Origin of the sequence: Stappia sp. ES.058, assembly GCF_900105595.1 — a bacterium.
Lineage (GTDB): Bacteria > Pseudomonadota > Alphaproteobacteria > Rhizobiales > Stappiaceae > Stappia.
In genome coordinates this window covers 931,236-945,079 of record NZ_LT629784.1, presented here as the reverse complement: position 1 = coordinate 945,079, position 13,844 = coordinate 931,236, and the positions used below count along the sequence as shown (strand labels likewise).

General features: G+C 63.8%; 14 protein-coding genes. 5 read left to right on the top strand and 9 right to left on the bottom strand.

The annotated features are described in order from the left end of the window. Positions 1-312: 312 nt before the first annotated feature. From mnhG to BLU32_RS04465, 7 genes are read right to left on the bottom strand one after another with little or no spacing between them, the layout of a single operon-like run. Positions 313-648: a monovalent cation/H(+) antiporter subunit G gene (gene mnhG / locus BLU32_RS04495; RefSeq protein ID WP_093805183.1), complete on the bottom strand. Its 336-nt coding sequence runs from the start codon at positions 646-648 to the stop codon at positions 313-315. Continuing rightward, positions 645-1,001 carry a cation:proton antiporter gene (locus BLU32_RS04490; protein ID WP_093805182.1) on the bottom strand — a complete coding sequence of 119 codons (357 nt, stop codon included), beginning with the start codon at positions 999-1,001 and terminating at the stop codon, positions 645-647. Before BLU32_RS04490 ends, mnhG begins: the two co-directional genes overlap by 4 nt. Beyond that, complete coding sequence (locus BLU32_RS04485; RefSeq protein ID WP_093805181.1) at positions 998-1,474, bottom strand: Na+/H+ antiporter subunit E; 477 nt, start codon at positions 1,472-1,474, stop codon at positions 998-1,000. The genes BLU32_RS04490 and BLU32_RS04485 overlap by 4 nt, the downstream gene beginning before the upstream one ends. Further along, positions 1,471-3,054, bottom strand: a complete 1,584-nt coding sequence (locus BLU32_RS04480) for a Na+/H+ antiporter subunit D (protein ID WP_093805180.1) — start codon at positions 3,052-3,054, stop codon at positions 1,471-1,473. Before BLU32_RS04480 ends, BLU32_RS04485 begins: the two co-directional genes overlap by 4 nt. Positions 3,055-3,056: 2 nt before the next feature. Next, positions 3,057-3,434 carry a Na+/H+ antiporter subunit C gene (locus tag BLU32_RS04475; RefSeq protein WP_093805179.1) on the bottom strand — a complete coding sequence of 126 codons (378 nt, stop codon included), beginning with the start codon at positions 3,432-3,434 and terminating at the stop codon, positions 3,057-3,059. After that, positions 3,434-3,853, bottom strand: a complete 420-nt coding sequence (locus BLU32_RS04470) for a Na+/H+ antiporter subunit B (RefSeq protein ID WP_093805178.1) — start codon at positions 3,851-3,853, stop codon at positions 3,434-3,436. Before BLU32_RS04470 ends, BLU32_RS04475 begins: the two co-directional genes overlap by 1 nt. Then, on the bottom strand, positions 3,850-6,240 hold the full coding sequence (locus tag BLU32_RS04465) for a putative monovalent cation/H+ antiporter subunit A (RefSeq protein WP_093805177.1): 2,391 nt from the start codon (positions 6,238-6,240) through the stop codon (positions 3,850-3,852). Before BLU32_RS04465 ends, BLU32_RS04470 begins: the two co-directional genes overlap by 4 nt. Before the next feature lie 232 nt (positions 6,241-6,472). Here BLU32_RS04465 and msrB point away from each other — a divergent pair, with 232 nt between their 5' ends. The 4 genes from msrB (at position 6,473) to BLU32_RS04445 (ending at position 12,039) form a co-directional block, all read left to right on the top strand. Continuing rightward, positions 6,473-6,883 carry a peptide-methionine (R)-S-oxide reductase MsrB gene (msrB, locus tag BLU32_RS04460; RefSeq protein WP_093805176.1) on the top strand — a complete coding sequence of 137 codons (411 nt, stop codon included), beginning with the start codon at positions 6,473-6,475 and terminating at the stop codon, positions 6,881-6,883. Positions 6,884-7,402: 519 nt separating this feature from the next. Beyond that, positions 7,403-8,305 (top strand): HNH endonuclease, encoded by a 903-nt coding sequence (locus tag BLU32_RS04455; RefSeq protein ID WP_093810567.1) that lies wholly within the window; start codon positions 7,403-7,405, stop codon positions 8,303-8,305. Between the two features lie 113 nt (positions 8,306-8,418). Continuing rightward, complete coding sequence (uvrB, locus tag BLU32_RS04450; protein WP_093805175.1) at positions 8,419-11,406, top strand: excinuclease ABC subunit UvrB; 2,988 nt, start codon at positions 8,419-8,421, stop codon at positions 11,404-11,406. Between the two features lie 105 nt (positions 11,407-11,511). Beyond that, the gene (locus BLU32_RS04445) at positions 11,512-12,039 is read left to right on the top strand and encodes a hypothetical protein (RefSeq protein WP_029059858.1); all 528 of its coding nucleotides are present in this window, start codon (positions 11,512-11,514) and stop codon (positions 12,037-12,039) included. A 278-nt stretch (positions 12,040-12,317) separates the two neighbouring features. On the opposite strand, the gene BLU32_RS04440 is transcribed toward BLU32_RS04445, so the two are convergent. Then, positions 12,318-12,608, bottom strand: a complete 291-nt coding sequence (locus tag BLU32_RS04440) for a hypothetical protein (protein ID WP_093805173.1) — start codon at positions 12,606-12,608, stop codon at positions 12,318-12,320. 67 nt (positions 12,609-12,675) lie between these two features. Here BLU32_RS04440 and BLU32_RS04435 point away from each other — a divergent pair, with 67 nt between their 5' ends. After that, positions 12,676-13,077 (top strand): hypothetical protein, encoded by a 402-nt coding sequence (locus BLU32_RS04435; RefSeq protein WP_093805172.1) that lies wholly within the window; start codon positions 12,676-12,678, stop codon positions 13,075-13,077. A gap of 334 nt (positions 13,078-13,411) precedes the next feature. Here BLU32_RS04435 and clpS read toward each other — a convergent pair whose 3' ends face one another. Next, complete coding sequence (clpS, locus tag BLU32_RS04430; RefSeq protein ID WP_093805171.1) at positions 13,412-13,717, bottom strand: ATP-dependent Clp protease adapter ClpS; 306 nt, start codon at positions 13,715-13,717, stop codon at positions 13,412-13,414. Positions 13,718-13,844 lie beyond the last annotated feature (127 nt).

The window sequence follows — 13,844 nt, the reverse complement described above, 5'->3', positions numbered from 1 at the left end:
CTAGTTATGACGGAACACATCGGAAATAGATCGGCAGATTAGCTTGTTCAAAGTGATCAACGTACTATCACGATATTGCGTTTCCACCCGAACCGACTTCGATTCTGCCGTCGTAAAAGCATGAAGACCGTATATATCGCTGAAAATGAGATCACAAGAAAAAACTTGAAAGAATCTATAACCGCTTCCTGCTTCATCGCAGGAATTCGTGACTTCACCCTAGATTTCGCGCCCGAGAGAAGAAGCAGAACCCGAATATTGAGGCCAAAAATCCGTCAGTCGCCCGAAAATATGACGTTGCGGCAGGAGGCGTCACTCGTTTCCCTTGCCCATCTCGTCGATCTTGGTGTCGGCGCAGGGGCGGTAGCCCGCCTCATAGGCGGCCTTTGCCAGCAGATGCGCCGCGACGGGGGCGGTGAGCAGGAAGAACACCACGCCGGCAAACGCGCGCGTGATCACGTCGATCTGATGGGCATGCACCGCAAGCGCGACCAGCATCAGACCGGATCCGAGGGTGCCCGCCTTGGACCCGGCGTGCATGCGCATGTAGACATCCTTGAGGCGCAACAGGCCGATCGACGCGATCAGGGCGAAGATCGAGCCGGTCACCAGCACGACGCCAACGATGATTTCATAAACCGGATTCATCGGCCTGCCTCTCGATCCGCAATGCTTTGTTTCACTTCCTCGACAATGGTCGCGTCTTTCGCCAGTCCGCGATTGAGCACGAAACGAGCGAAGGCGACCGTGGCGAGGAACCCGACAAGACCGAGCGCAATCGCGATATCGACATACAGATAATAGTCCGTCTGGATACCGATGGCCGCGATGAAGCCGATGCCGAGTGCCACCAGCATGTCCAGCGCCACAACCCGATCAGGCAACGTCGGCCCCTTGATGATCCGCACGACCGTGAGAAAAAAGGCGACCGTCAGAAGCGCCAGCGAGATGTTCACGCAGACATCCAGAAAATCGCCCGAAAACTGTTCCAGTCCACTCATCGGAACGCCTCCAGGATCTTGCGTTCGAACCCGTTCTTGATGTCGTCGATGGTTGCCTGCGGATCCGGAACGTCGATGCAATGAACGTACAGCGTCTTGCGGTCGTCCGAGACATCCACCGACAGGGTGCCGGGCGTCAGGGTAATCAGGTTTGCCAGCATCGTGATCTCGAAATCTCGATCAACCGTCAGCGGATAGGCGATGATCCCCGGCTCCAGATCGATGCGCGGACGCAACACGATGCCTGCGACGCGCAGGGCCGACAGAACAAGCTCATAAAGGAACAGCAGCGCAAGTGTCACGATCTGCCAGGTCCTGGTAAGATAGCCGCGGGTTCCGACCTGCTCGCGGATGATATAGAGCGCGCCCGCGCCCAGCACGAAGCCGAAGAACAGATTGACCTCGGCAAAACTTCCGGTGACCGCGCCCCAGGCGAGCGCGAGCAGGATGTTGATCAGGAACAAGCTGGTCACAGCGCACCCTCCCCAAAGACGGACCGGAGATAGCCCATCGGCTCACTCAAGGTCGATGCGCCGCGGCCGGACACCTGCATCATGAATTCCGGCTGGACACCAAGAAGCACGACGAGACCCAGAAGAACGCCAATCGGCAACCAGACGTTCGCACCGACAGCTTCCGGCGCCGGAACGGTAAAGGCGACGAGTTGGCCGTCGGGCGTGCCCTCGGGGCCGCCGCGCCAGAAGGCGTAGATCCACACGCGCCCGACGGCGATTGTCGTCAGCAGCCCGGTGACCAGAATGGCGCCGGCGATCCAGCCGTGACCGCCAACGAGAGCGGCATCGACCAGAATGACTTTTGGCCAGAAGCCGGAGAACGGCGGCAGACCGGCAACCGCGAAGCCCAGCATCAGGAAGACTGCCGCAAAGGCGGGACTGGCGCGATACAGGCCGCCGAGCTCACGCAGCGAGTAGGATCCGCCGAGAGCCCGCATCATGCCGGCCGCCATGTAAAGCGCGGTCATCACCAGGATCGAATGCACCGCGTAGAAAATCGCCCCTGCAAGCGCCGGGGTCGTGCCGATGGCAAGGCCCGCAAGCATGGAGCCGATGCCGGAAATCACAAGATAGCCGAGCAGGCGACGCACGTCCGTCTGCGCCAGCGCACCAAGCACCCCCGTCAGCATGGTGACGATCGCGACCAGTGCGATGATATCGGCAAGAGCGACCCGCGCGTCCGGCAACAACAACCCGAAGATGCGCAGCAGCGCATAGACGCCTACCTTGGTCAGGAGGCCGGCAAAGACGGCGGCGATGACGATGCGCGGCGTGTGATAGGAGGCCGGCAGCCAGAAGTTCACCGGGAACGCGGCCGCCTTCATGGCGAAGGCCAGGAAATAGAGCACCGCGACGGTCATCAGCGGTCCGTCGGTGCCCGCCGCCCGCGCCTTGATCGCGATATCCGCCATGTTGAGCGTGCCGAGAATGCCGTAGAGCAGGCCGGTGGCAATCAGGAAGAGCGTCGTCGCGATGATGTTGAGAAGCGCGTATTTGACCGCGCCATCGAGCTGCGCACGTTCGTTGCCGAGCACCAGCAGGCCGAAGGACGAGATCAAGAGCACCTCGAACCAGACATACAGGTTGAAGATATCCCCGGTCAGGAAGGCACCGCAGACGCCGGTCATCAGCAACAGCAGGAAGGGATAAAACCCGTAGCGGCGGCCCGAATTGTCGACGTCGGTCATGCCGTAGATTGCGGCGCAAAGCGCCACGATCGAAGAAGTGAGTGCCAGCGTCGCGCCAAGCGCATCCACGGTGAAGGCGATGCCGAAGGGCGGCAGCCAGCCGCCGGCGACCATGGTCACCACGCCCTTGTCGAGCACATGGGCCAGCAGGCCCGCGCAGGCGAGCACCAGAAGCGTCAGGAAGATGATCGCGACCTTGGGCTGGGCGTCGGTGTTCTTGCGCGTCATCAGGCACAAGGCACCGCCCAGAATGGTGATGATCAGCGGCGCGACCAGCAGCCAGTCGGCCGGCAAAACCGGCTCCAGGCGCATTGCCTGCGACAGGTCCACGGCGGAATCGGTAGCGGCCATCGTCAGTACCCTTGCGGCGGAGGCGCGTCGCCCGTCGGCTCGGCCACCCGCATCTCATTGGTGTCGTCGGTGCCAAGCTCCTGGTAGGCGCGGAACGCCAGGACCAGCAGAAAGGCGAAGAACGAAAAGGAAATCACGATCGCGGTCAGGATCAGCGCCTGCGGCAACGGATTGGCGATCGGACCCGGCGGCACCTGAAAGGCCTCCGGAATGACCGGCGGCACCTCGCGCATCAAGCGCCCCGAGGTGAAGATCAGGAGGTTCACCGAGTTGCCGAGGATGGCGATGCCAAGCAGGATGCGCACCAGTTGGCGCGACATCAGCAGATAGGTGGCGACCGCGAAGAACAGGCCGATCAGGATGGCGAGAGCCGCTTCCATCAGTCACTCTCCCTTTCTTCGAGCGCCAGCGCGATCGAACTGATCGACCCCACCACCACGAGATAGACCCCGATGTCGAAGAACAGCGGCGTCGACAGCGGGATCTCGACGCCGAAGGCATGGACGTACCACCACTGGCTGGTCATGAAGGGCTGCTTCATGAACAGAGACGGCAGGCCGGCCAGTCCGCCGATGAACAGGCCCCAGGCCGAGATCGTCATCGGATGCAGGGTGATCGCGCGCCGCACGGCGGCAACGCCGCAGGCGATGCCGTAGATCGCGAAGGCGGAGGCCGCGATCAGCCCGCCGATGAAACCGCCGCCCGGCTCGTTGTGTCCGCGCAGCAGCACGAAGATGGAAAACAGCACCATCAGTGCCGCCAGATAGGGCGCGATGGTGCGGAAGATGATGGTTCTCATATCTGCGCCTCCTCGCGCTTCGACAGCGCCTCGTCGCCGGCGGCCCTGTCGAGCGCCGCCTCCTCCCCGCGCTTGGGACGCACCCGGATCAGCGCCAGCACGCACAGGCCGGTGATCATCACGACCGCGATCTCGCCGAAGGTGTCAAACCCGCGGAAGTCGACCAGGATCACGTTCACGATGTTGCGGCCATGGGCGATGGTGCGGCTGTAGGCCTCGAAAAAGTCCGACAGCGAGCGGTCGAAAGTGAGCTGGGTCACCCGGATCAGCAGCGCGGCGAACCCGACACCCAATGCCGTCGCAATCAGGCCGTGGACCACCCGGTAGCCCATCGGCCGGTGGTCGCGCGGCTGCAGGTTGAGGCGCGTCATTACCAGCGCCAGGATCACCACCGACAGCGTCTCGACCATGAACTGGGTGAAGGAGAGATCCGGCGCGCCGAACAGCATGAAGATCAGCGCCACCGCGAAACCCTGAATGCCGAGCGAGACGATCGCGGTCAGGCGGGTGCGCGCGGTGAGCACCGCGACGAGACCCACCGCCGCGATGATCAGCACGCCCCACTCATAGAAGCGGAAATCCGGCATCTTCAGCGCGGACGGCCAGCTGCCCGTCAGGCTCGGCGGGATCAGCAACGCCGCCGCCGCGACCAGGAAGGTCAGCGTCATGTATATGTCCATGCGCCCGCCCTGCAGGCGCCGCGTGACCGCATCCGCGAACCGCACGATCCCGGCGATCGCCTGGTCGAAGCCCTTGTCCGGTCCCCAACCGATGGCCGCAAGCGTGCCGGCCATTGCGCCGCGAAGGGTGTCGAGCTTCAGATAAAGCACAATGCCGAGCAGGACCGTCAGACCCGACAGGATCAGCGGCGCGCCGACATATCCCGGCACCAGATGCACATCGACCGTGCTCTGGACCCCGGTGATGGAGGTGATCACCGGCTGGATCAGCAGCACGCCCGTCGAATGGGCCATAAGCGCGGTGGCAAGCCCCGTCAGCGACAGGGCGACGGGCCCGGCAAAGAGCAGCAGCGGACCTTCATGCGCGTGTTTCGGCGTTTCGACCTTCGCGCCGAGGAAGGGCTTCAACGCGACGGCGGCGGCGATCACCAGCATCAAGGCGTTGCCGATCACGGCGGTCGCGGTCAGCGCGTAGTAGATCCCGCCATCGCCCCAGATCCCGGCGTAGAGATATTCCTTGGCGATAAAGCCGACGAAGGGCGGCAGGCCCGACATCGACAGCGCGGCGAGACAGGCAGCGACGAAGGTCACCGGCATGGCACCGCGCAAGCCGCCAAGCTTGGTCACGTCGCGGGTGCCGGCCTCGTGGTCGATGGTGCCGGCGATCATGAACAGCGCGCCCTTGAACAGCGAATGCGCCAGCAGATAGAGCGCCGCGCCCTCGATTGCCTTTTCCCAGCTGGTGCCGGTGAGCATCACCAGGAGACCGAGCGAGGCGACCGTCGTATAGGCCAGCATCAGCTTCAGGTCGGTCTGGCGCACGGCAAGCAGCGTGCCGACGATCAGCGTCGTGCCACCGAAAACGGGGAGGATCGTCGTCCACAGCATGGTGTCGCCAAGCACCGGATGCATGCGCATCAAGAGATAGACGCCGGCCTTCACCATGGTGGCGGAATGCAGGAAGGCGGAAACCGGCGTCGGCGCCTCCATGGCGTTGGGCAGCCAGAAGTGGAACGGAAACTGCGCCGACTTGGTGAAGGCGCCGCCGAGCACCAGCAGCAGGATCAGCGGGTAGAGCGCATGTTCGCGCAGCACGTCTCCGCCGGCCAGCACCTGCGACATCGAGGCCTCGCCGGTGACATTCATGATCACCAGGAAGCCCGCAAGCAACGACAGGCCGCCGCCGCCGGTGATCACCAGCGCCTGGATCGCGGCGCGGCGCGAGGCGGCGCGCAAATGGTCGAAACCGATCAGCAGGAAGGAGGTGATCGAGGTCAGCTCCCAGAACACGAACAGCGTGATCAGGTCATTGCCGAGCACGAGGCCGAGCATCGCCCCCATGAACAGGAAGAGGAACGAGAAGAACCGCCCCTGGTGGGCGTGCCCTTTAAGATAGCCGCCGGCATAGAGGATGATGAAGGTGCCGATGCCGGAAATCAGCAGCGCGAACATCGTCGACAGGCCGTCGATGAAGAAGGAGAAACTGACCCCGTAAGCGGGCGCCCATGCGATGCCCGGCGTGAAGCTTTCACCGTCGGCCACCTGCGGCACAAGCCCTGCGAAGAAGACGAAGACGACGGCGGGCACCAGGGCCAGCGGCCAGGCGGCGTTGTGGCCCATCGCCCGCGTCAGCGCCGGAGCGACGATCGCGGCGGCAAACGGCGCCAGTACGGCGAAGAAGGTCGCCTCGGGTCCGAACAGCGGCATGGGCCTCCCCAGGAAGATGTTCCGGCCAGAACAGCCGGCATTGGAAACGAATCGACGTTTTCTAGCGAGTGTTCGTTAAGATTTGCTCCACATATATGCAGGTCCAAACCCGGGGCAAGCGTTTTACGTCCCCGGCGGAAAGCTTTCGTCATTCGACCGCGAAGCCATTGTCGATTTGCCGGTTCGCTCCTATTTCAAGGGATCGCCGGAAAACGGGAGCAGGCTACCCACAATGACCGATACAACCGTTCATCCCAGAGTTCAAAAGTCCGATGCCGAATGGCAGGCGGAGTTGACCCCGGAGCAGTTCCACGTGCTCAGGCGCGCGGGCACCGAGCGCCCCTTCACCGGGCCCTATTGGGACATTTTCCGGGGCGGGCTTTATTCCTGCGCGGGCTGCGGCACGCCGCTGTTTCGCTCCGACACGAAGTTCGATGCCGGCTGCGGCTGGCCGAGCTTTTTCGAGACGGTCACGCCCGACGCCGTCACCGAGATCGAGGACCGCTCGCTCGGGATGCTGCGCACGGAAATCCGCTGTGGCACCTGCGACGGCCATCTCGGCCACGTCTTCCCAGACGGCCCGCCACCAACCGGCCTGCGCTACTGCATGAACGGCACGGCGATGACGTTTACGGAAGAGTGAGGGGCGGACACTTGAGCGAGCTCCGCCCTCGCCTCGCCCAACCGCGATTGCCGAGGGTGCCAATGGATCCCCGATCACGTCGGGGATGACGGCGGTGCGGGAGGCGCACTCCAGCACCATCGCTGCTTTTCGGTAGTGTCGCCGCAAACCGCCGTTCGATTGTCTCCTACGCCACACCTCACGGTCGCTCACGACACGGCTGCGGAGTATCTCCCAAAGTGCCCCGCTCTCCGGCGTCATCCCCGACGTGATCGGGGATCCATTCCACGGCGCACCGGGGCTCTACCGGTTGAGGGCTTCATAGAGATCCAGCCACTCGGGATTTTCGCACACAGCCGCCACCGCCGAGGGTGCCGATGGATCCCCGGTCGAGCCGGGGATGACGGCGGTGCGGGAGCGGCAGGTACTCCAACCCTTCTCTTTCGGTGCGTCACGGGGAGGTCGAAAGTCCCGGTTGGCGCAATGTTATTGCTTGAAATTGGGTTTGTGGCCTATTCCTGGACCAAGGGAGGCAGGGCGTTGGTTCAGGCGATTTTCCATCATAAGACCGGCAGCGATTACGACGATGTTGCCGGCCAGCAATATCATTTCCCGAAACGGTATCTCTCGCGCGTCGAGAAAACGCTGGGCGATTGGATCATCTATTACGGGCCGACCCCTGGAAAAGCATCGCGGTATTATTCCGGCATTGCCAGGGTCTCCTCGGTACGCCCGGATACGGCGAAGCCGGGGCATCATTATGCCTACCTGAGGGACTATCTCGACTTCGACCGGCTTGTCGATTACGCCGAAAATGGCGGCTACGAGCGCAAACTCGTGCGCGCGGATGGAACAATCAACGGCGGAACAGCGCAGAATGCCGTTCGGTTGCTTCAGTCATCCGAGTTTTACGCCATCGTCATGGCAGGCCTGTCCGCGCCCGAGGAATGGCCCGCACGCGAGGATGCGCCGACATATGACGAAGCCAGACTGGAGCTGGATGACACCGCGCAAAAACCCTTTTTGGGCCAAGACGATGAGCGTCGGATCGTCTCCCAGCTTCTCAACCGTCCCTTTCGAGACGCCAAGTTCCGACAGAACATCCGCACGATCTATGACCGAACCTGCGCGTTCACGGGCCTGCGGCTCATCAACGGTCACGGACGCCCCGAAGTCGAAGCCGCGCATATCGTTCCCGTGGACAAGGACGGCAGCGATTCAGTCCGAAATGGCATCGCCTTGTCAGGAACAGTCCACTGGATGTTCGATCGCGGACTCCTGTCGCTGACAGACGACTACACCATTCTGGCGTCGCGACATTTGAACTACGATGTGTCGCATCTGTTGCACAGGGACATGAAGGCTAAGGTTCCCGCAGAACCTCACTTGCGACCCCATCCGCACTGCCTTGGCTGGCATCGCGAGAACGTTTTCAAACAGTAGCGGCAAAACCGCCTCCCCCTGCTGACACCGTCCTGTCAGCAGCGCCGGTGAAAGCGGCAAAACAGCCCGGCCCAGGGGTTTCCGTCGACCGCCTTTGGGACCATATTGCGGCCATGGCCAAGCGACCCTCCCCCTCCCGCGAGTCGACGTCCAAAGCGGACGACGCGCGCACCACCGATGCCCAAGATGCAACTGCCCGCAACGACGCTCCGGACGGCTTCGGCGAAGCCGCGCAGGCGCCGTTCGAGGGCGCGCCGCTGACCGGCGGCGTCGCCGACTGGGCGCGGCAGCTTTCCGAGGACGACGGCGCGCCGCCCCCCGCGGCCGACACTGCGACGACGCCTGCGAGGAAACCGGCCAAGGCGAAAAGCGCCAAGGCTCCCAAGTCCGAAAAACCGGCGCGTTCTGCGCGCGGCACCTCGATGGGCGCGTCCAACGATCCGCGCGAGCGCGCCGCCGGCGGGCTGAACCCGGTCGCCGGCCTCGACATGAGCCTGGAGGACGCCGAGGCGCTGCTCGCCAAGCAGGTGGCGGAGACCAAGAAGCGCAACAAGGGCAAGGGCAAACCCGCCAAGCCGGTGATGTCCGACGGCACCACCGGCCATACCGCCACGGTGGAGGCGCTGTCGGCGCTGATCGAAAGCGGCAACCCGCTGCACAAGAACGGCGAGGCCTGGGCCCCGCACCGCCCGACGCGGCCGGAGAAATCCGAGGGCGGCGTGCCGATCAAGCTCGTCTCCGAATACGAGCCCAAGGGCGACCAGCCGACCGCCATCGCCGACCTGGTCGAGGGACTGGAAAACAAGGACGACACGCAGGTGCTGCTCGGCGTCACCGGCTCCGGCAAGACCTACACGATGGCGCAGGTGATCGCGCGCACCCAGCGTCCGGCGCTGATCCTGGCGCCGAACAAGACGCTGGCGGCGCAGCTCTATGGCGAGTTCAAGTCGTTCTTCCCCGACAACGCGGTGGAGTATTTCGTCTCCTACTACGACTACTACCAGCCGGAAGCATACGTCCCGCGCACCGACACCTACATCGAGAAGGAAAGCTCGGTGAACGAGCAGATCGACCGCATGCGCCACTCGGCCACCCGCGCGCTGCTGGAGCGCGACGACGTGATCATCGTCGCCTCGGTCTCCTGCATCTACGGTATCGGCTCGGTGGAAACCTATACGGCGATGACCTTCGCCATCGAGGTGGGCGAGCGCATCGACCAGCGCCAGCTGCTCGCCGACCTCGTCGCGCTGCAGTACAAGCGCAACGACGCCGCCTTCCAGCGCGGGACGTTCCGGGTGCGCGGCGATACCGTCGAAATCTTCCCCGCCCACTACGAGGACCGAGCCTGGCGGATCTCGCTGTTCGGCGACGAGATCGAGCAGATCACCGAATTCGATCCGCTGACGGGCCAAAAATCCGCCGACATGAAGTCGGTGAAGATCTACGCCAACTCGCACTATGTGACGCCGAAGCCGACGCTGAACCAGGCGACGAAATCGATCAAGGCGGAGCTGAAACAGCGGCTGGAGGAGCTCAACGCCCACGGCCGCCTGCTGGAGGCGCAGCGGCTGGAGCAGCGCACGCTGTTCGACCTGGAGATGATGGAGGCGACCGGCTCCTGCGCCGGCATCGAGAACTACTCGCGCTATCTCACGGGGCGCGCGCCCGGCGAGCCGCCGCCGACGCTGTTCGAGTATCTGCCCGACAACGCCCTCGTCTTCGCCGACGAAAGCCATGTCACCGTGCCGCAGATCGGCGGCATGTACCGGGGCGACTTCCGCCGCAAGGCGACGCTGGCGGAATACGGCTTCCGCCTGCCGTCCTGCATGGACAACCGCCCGCTGCGCTTCGAGGAGTGGAACGCGATGCGGCCGCAGACGGTCTGCGTCTCGGCCACGCCCGGCTCCTGGGAGATGGAGCAGTCGGGCGGCGTCTTCGCCGAGCAGGTCATCCGCCCCACCGGCCTTGTCGACCCGCATATCGACATTCGCCCGGCGACGAGCCAGGTCGACGACCTGCTGGGCGAGGTGCGCGAGGTGGCGGCCAAGGGCATGCGCACGCTGGTCACCGTGCTGACCAAGCGCATGGCCGAGGATCTCACCGAATATCTGCACGAGAACGGCGTGCGCGTGCGCTACATGCACTCCGACATCGACACGCTGGAGCGGATCGAGATCATTCGCGACCTCAGGCTCGGGGCCTTCGACGTGCTGGTCGGCATCAACCTGCTGCGCGAGGGGCTGGACATTCCCGAATGTTCGCTGGTGGCGATCCTCGATGCCGACAAGGAGGGGTTTCTGCGCTCCGAGACCTCGCTGGTGCAGACGATCGGCCGCGCGGCGCGCAACGTCGACGGCCGCGTCATTCTCTATGCCGACCGCAAGACAGGCTCGATGGAACGCGCCATCGCCGAGACCAACCGCCGCCGCGAGAAGCAGGAAGCCTACAACATCGAGCACGGCATCACGCCGGAAAGCGTGCGCCGCAACATCGGCGACATCCTGCAATCGGTCTACGAGCAGGACCATGTCACCGTCGAGGCGGGCTTCGCCGAGGACGGCAATCTCGTCGGCCACAATCTGAAGGCGCATATCGAGGATCTGGAACGGCAGATGCGCGAGGCGGCCGCCGATCTCGACTTCGAGACCGCCGCCCGGCTGCGCGACGAGGTCAAGCGGCTGCAGCAGACCGAACTGGCGCTCTCCGACGACCCGCTGTCGCGCCAGTCCGACGTCGACGAGCAGACCGGCGGCTACCGGGGCGACAAGAAGTTCGGCAAGGGCGGCACCAAGGCCGGCGCCAGCGGCGCGAAAAAGGAAACCGCCAGGGACCGTGCGGCGAAGGCCCGGGCGGGTGCATCGGGCTTGCCCGACACGTCAAAAGTGCGCAAGAATACGCTCGACGAGATGACGGTGGGCCGCACGGAAGTGCCGTTGTCGAACCGGCCGCTGCCGAAGAAGCCGGTCAATCCGGCACAACAGGCCGAGGAAGACGCCCGGCCCGTGGTGCGCGGCAAGATCGGCACCGGGTCCTACGAGGACCCGGCGGAAGAAAAGCGGCGAAGGGGCCGGCCGAAGAAGAGCGGGCGGCCGGGGATGTAGAGATATCTAGTTATTATACTTAACCCGAAATAACGCATGAGTCCGCTTGTCATTTATAATATCAGATAGACCTTCACGAGCAAAACCCTAAAGATGAATTGGAAAATGAAAAAATTTTTTCTTTTATTTATTGTACTGGCTTTCGCAGCCTTTCAGGTCAACGCATGGCGAAACAAGGTTGAAGGTACAAAGAGGTTTATCACGGGGCTGCCACTCTCCATTGAGGTGGAAGGCTACGTCATGCGGAATGCCCGGGTAGGGCTGCTGAACTCTCTCATATCTGACGCTTGCGGCATAACGGCTATACGGATCACTGACGCGACCGCCCAAAAAATCAAGGAACAAGGCCTGCCGTTTTTTGAAAACGCCAAAATAAGCAGGTCGGACAAGGCCAGGCATCGTAGCCCCGTCTTTTATGAGGACTGGCAAAAAATGCCCCCGCGATCGCGGTTGTCGATAGGTGAATCCATGATCATGTGGGCCTCTTCCTGCGCCGGCCGCTCCGGTATTCCCTTTGAGCAGATAGTCGATGGATTGACAGGCGGGAGCGGATACGTTTCGGGAGGAAGAGGATATAGCGAAATGTATGTTTTTCCGGATCAAAAACTCTTTGTGCATGCATTCGTCGATTAGGCGTTTGATCCCGGGCCTTGATGGCACGACGTGCGAAGCAGGCATGCCAACGTATACCCACCCCTCAGATGTCATCCCGGTTTCGACACCGTCGAAGACCGGGACCCAGTATCCTCCGGACGGTGAGATCATGCTGCAGGTGTCGGGACCGACCGGCATGAACGGCAAGACGCGGTGCGTGCCGTCAAGCGCCTGCAGATACTGGATTCCTGCCTTCGCAGGCATGACAGTTGGGGCGACACGACCGCTCTGTCCCCGCCCCACACGAACCATGCCCCTCACCCCGGCACCGCCGGCAGGACGAAGAACAGCACCACCGCGATGACGAAGGCGGCAAGCGCCAGCAAGTAGAGACGGGCGATGCCTCGACGGGAGGCTTCGGCGGCCTCGCCATAGCCGTTGGGCGTGAAAATGCGCCTCCACAGGCGCACGCCCTCAAGCGGGTTGAAGCTGGCGTCGGCCAGGAGTTTCTGGCGGCGGATGAAGACAAGCGTGCGGATCCAGGCGGCGACCATCAGCAGCAGGGCCAGCGTCATGACCGTGATGAAGATCAGATAGGGTCCGCTCATTCCGTCCTCGCCGATTGTCCGTGGCGTCCGGCCTTGTCAGGGACCGCGCAAGCAATAGAGTAGCGCGATGATCACCCGCCGCAAAACCGCGCGATCCGGCGCCCGGACTTTCGTTTCTCCGCTCCCGCGCTCGTCACATGCCCAGCGCCTCGTGCTCGCGAGTGCCATGGCCTGCGCGCTCGCAGGCCTGCCGGACGGACCCGCAAGCGCCCAGTCGCTTCCCGGCTGCGCGCAGACCGGGGCTGCGTCGGTCTTCATCAACGGCCGCCCGATGCTGCGGCTTTCGGACGTTGCGGGATGCCCGGCGGGCATGTTCGAGACCGTTCCGGGGATCTTCGTCGAAGGGGAGCCGGCGGTCCGGCTTGCATCACCCGCGCCCGACTGCAGCGGCGGTGGATCGGCGGATGTTCTGCTGGGCGGGGCTCCGGCGGGTCGCGCGGGCGACGCGGCCTGCCCGCCGCGCGAGTAAGCGGGCAGCGTCATACGAAAGCGCCGGCGCGCGGGCAGCCGCTGCGGCGATCCGCTCGTGCTGAGGGAACCAATGGGCCCCGGCTTGAAGGCCGGGGTGACGGCGGTGGGTGGAGCAGAGGTCGCGGAGCGCCACTGACAGGCTTGACCGGATCCGGAACGGAAAAGCGGTGCAAACCGGCTGCCATTGCTCTCACCCGTCACCCCGGACGACGCGCAAGCGGCGAGCCGGGGTCCATTGGCAACCTCGGGGAGATGGAGCGGAATGCAGTGAGACCGATGCGCTGAGGCACAGTCCCTGCGGCTATGGGCGCGCCGATACGCAGGCCCTCGCCTCACGCCTCCGGTTCGGTCGCGAACATCAGCGGGAAGCCGTTGGCCTTGGCGGCGTCGGTGGCGCGGGTGGCCTTGGTCTCGGCGACGTCGCGCGGGAACACGGCAACGACGCACACGCCCTGCTGATGCGCCGTCATCATCACCTTGACGGCCTCGTCCTCCGTCATGCGGAATTCGGCGCACAGCACCGCGACGACGAACTCGCGCGGCGTGAAATCGTCGTTGACCAGCAGCACCTTGTAGAGGCGCGGACGCTCGACCCTGGTTGTCGTGGCCTGTTTCAGATTGGTGTCATTGTCGCTCATGGGTCCGATTTTAGCATAATCGGTGCGCGCTCGCATCCGTCCCGGGGACGGTGCGTGGCGACGCCCGCGCGACCCGTGGCCGCAGGCCGCCCCGGGAGACGCTCCGTCTGACCACTTGCCATCGCGG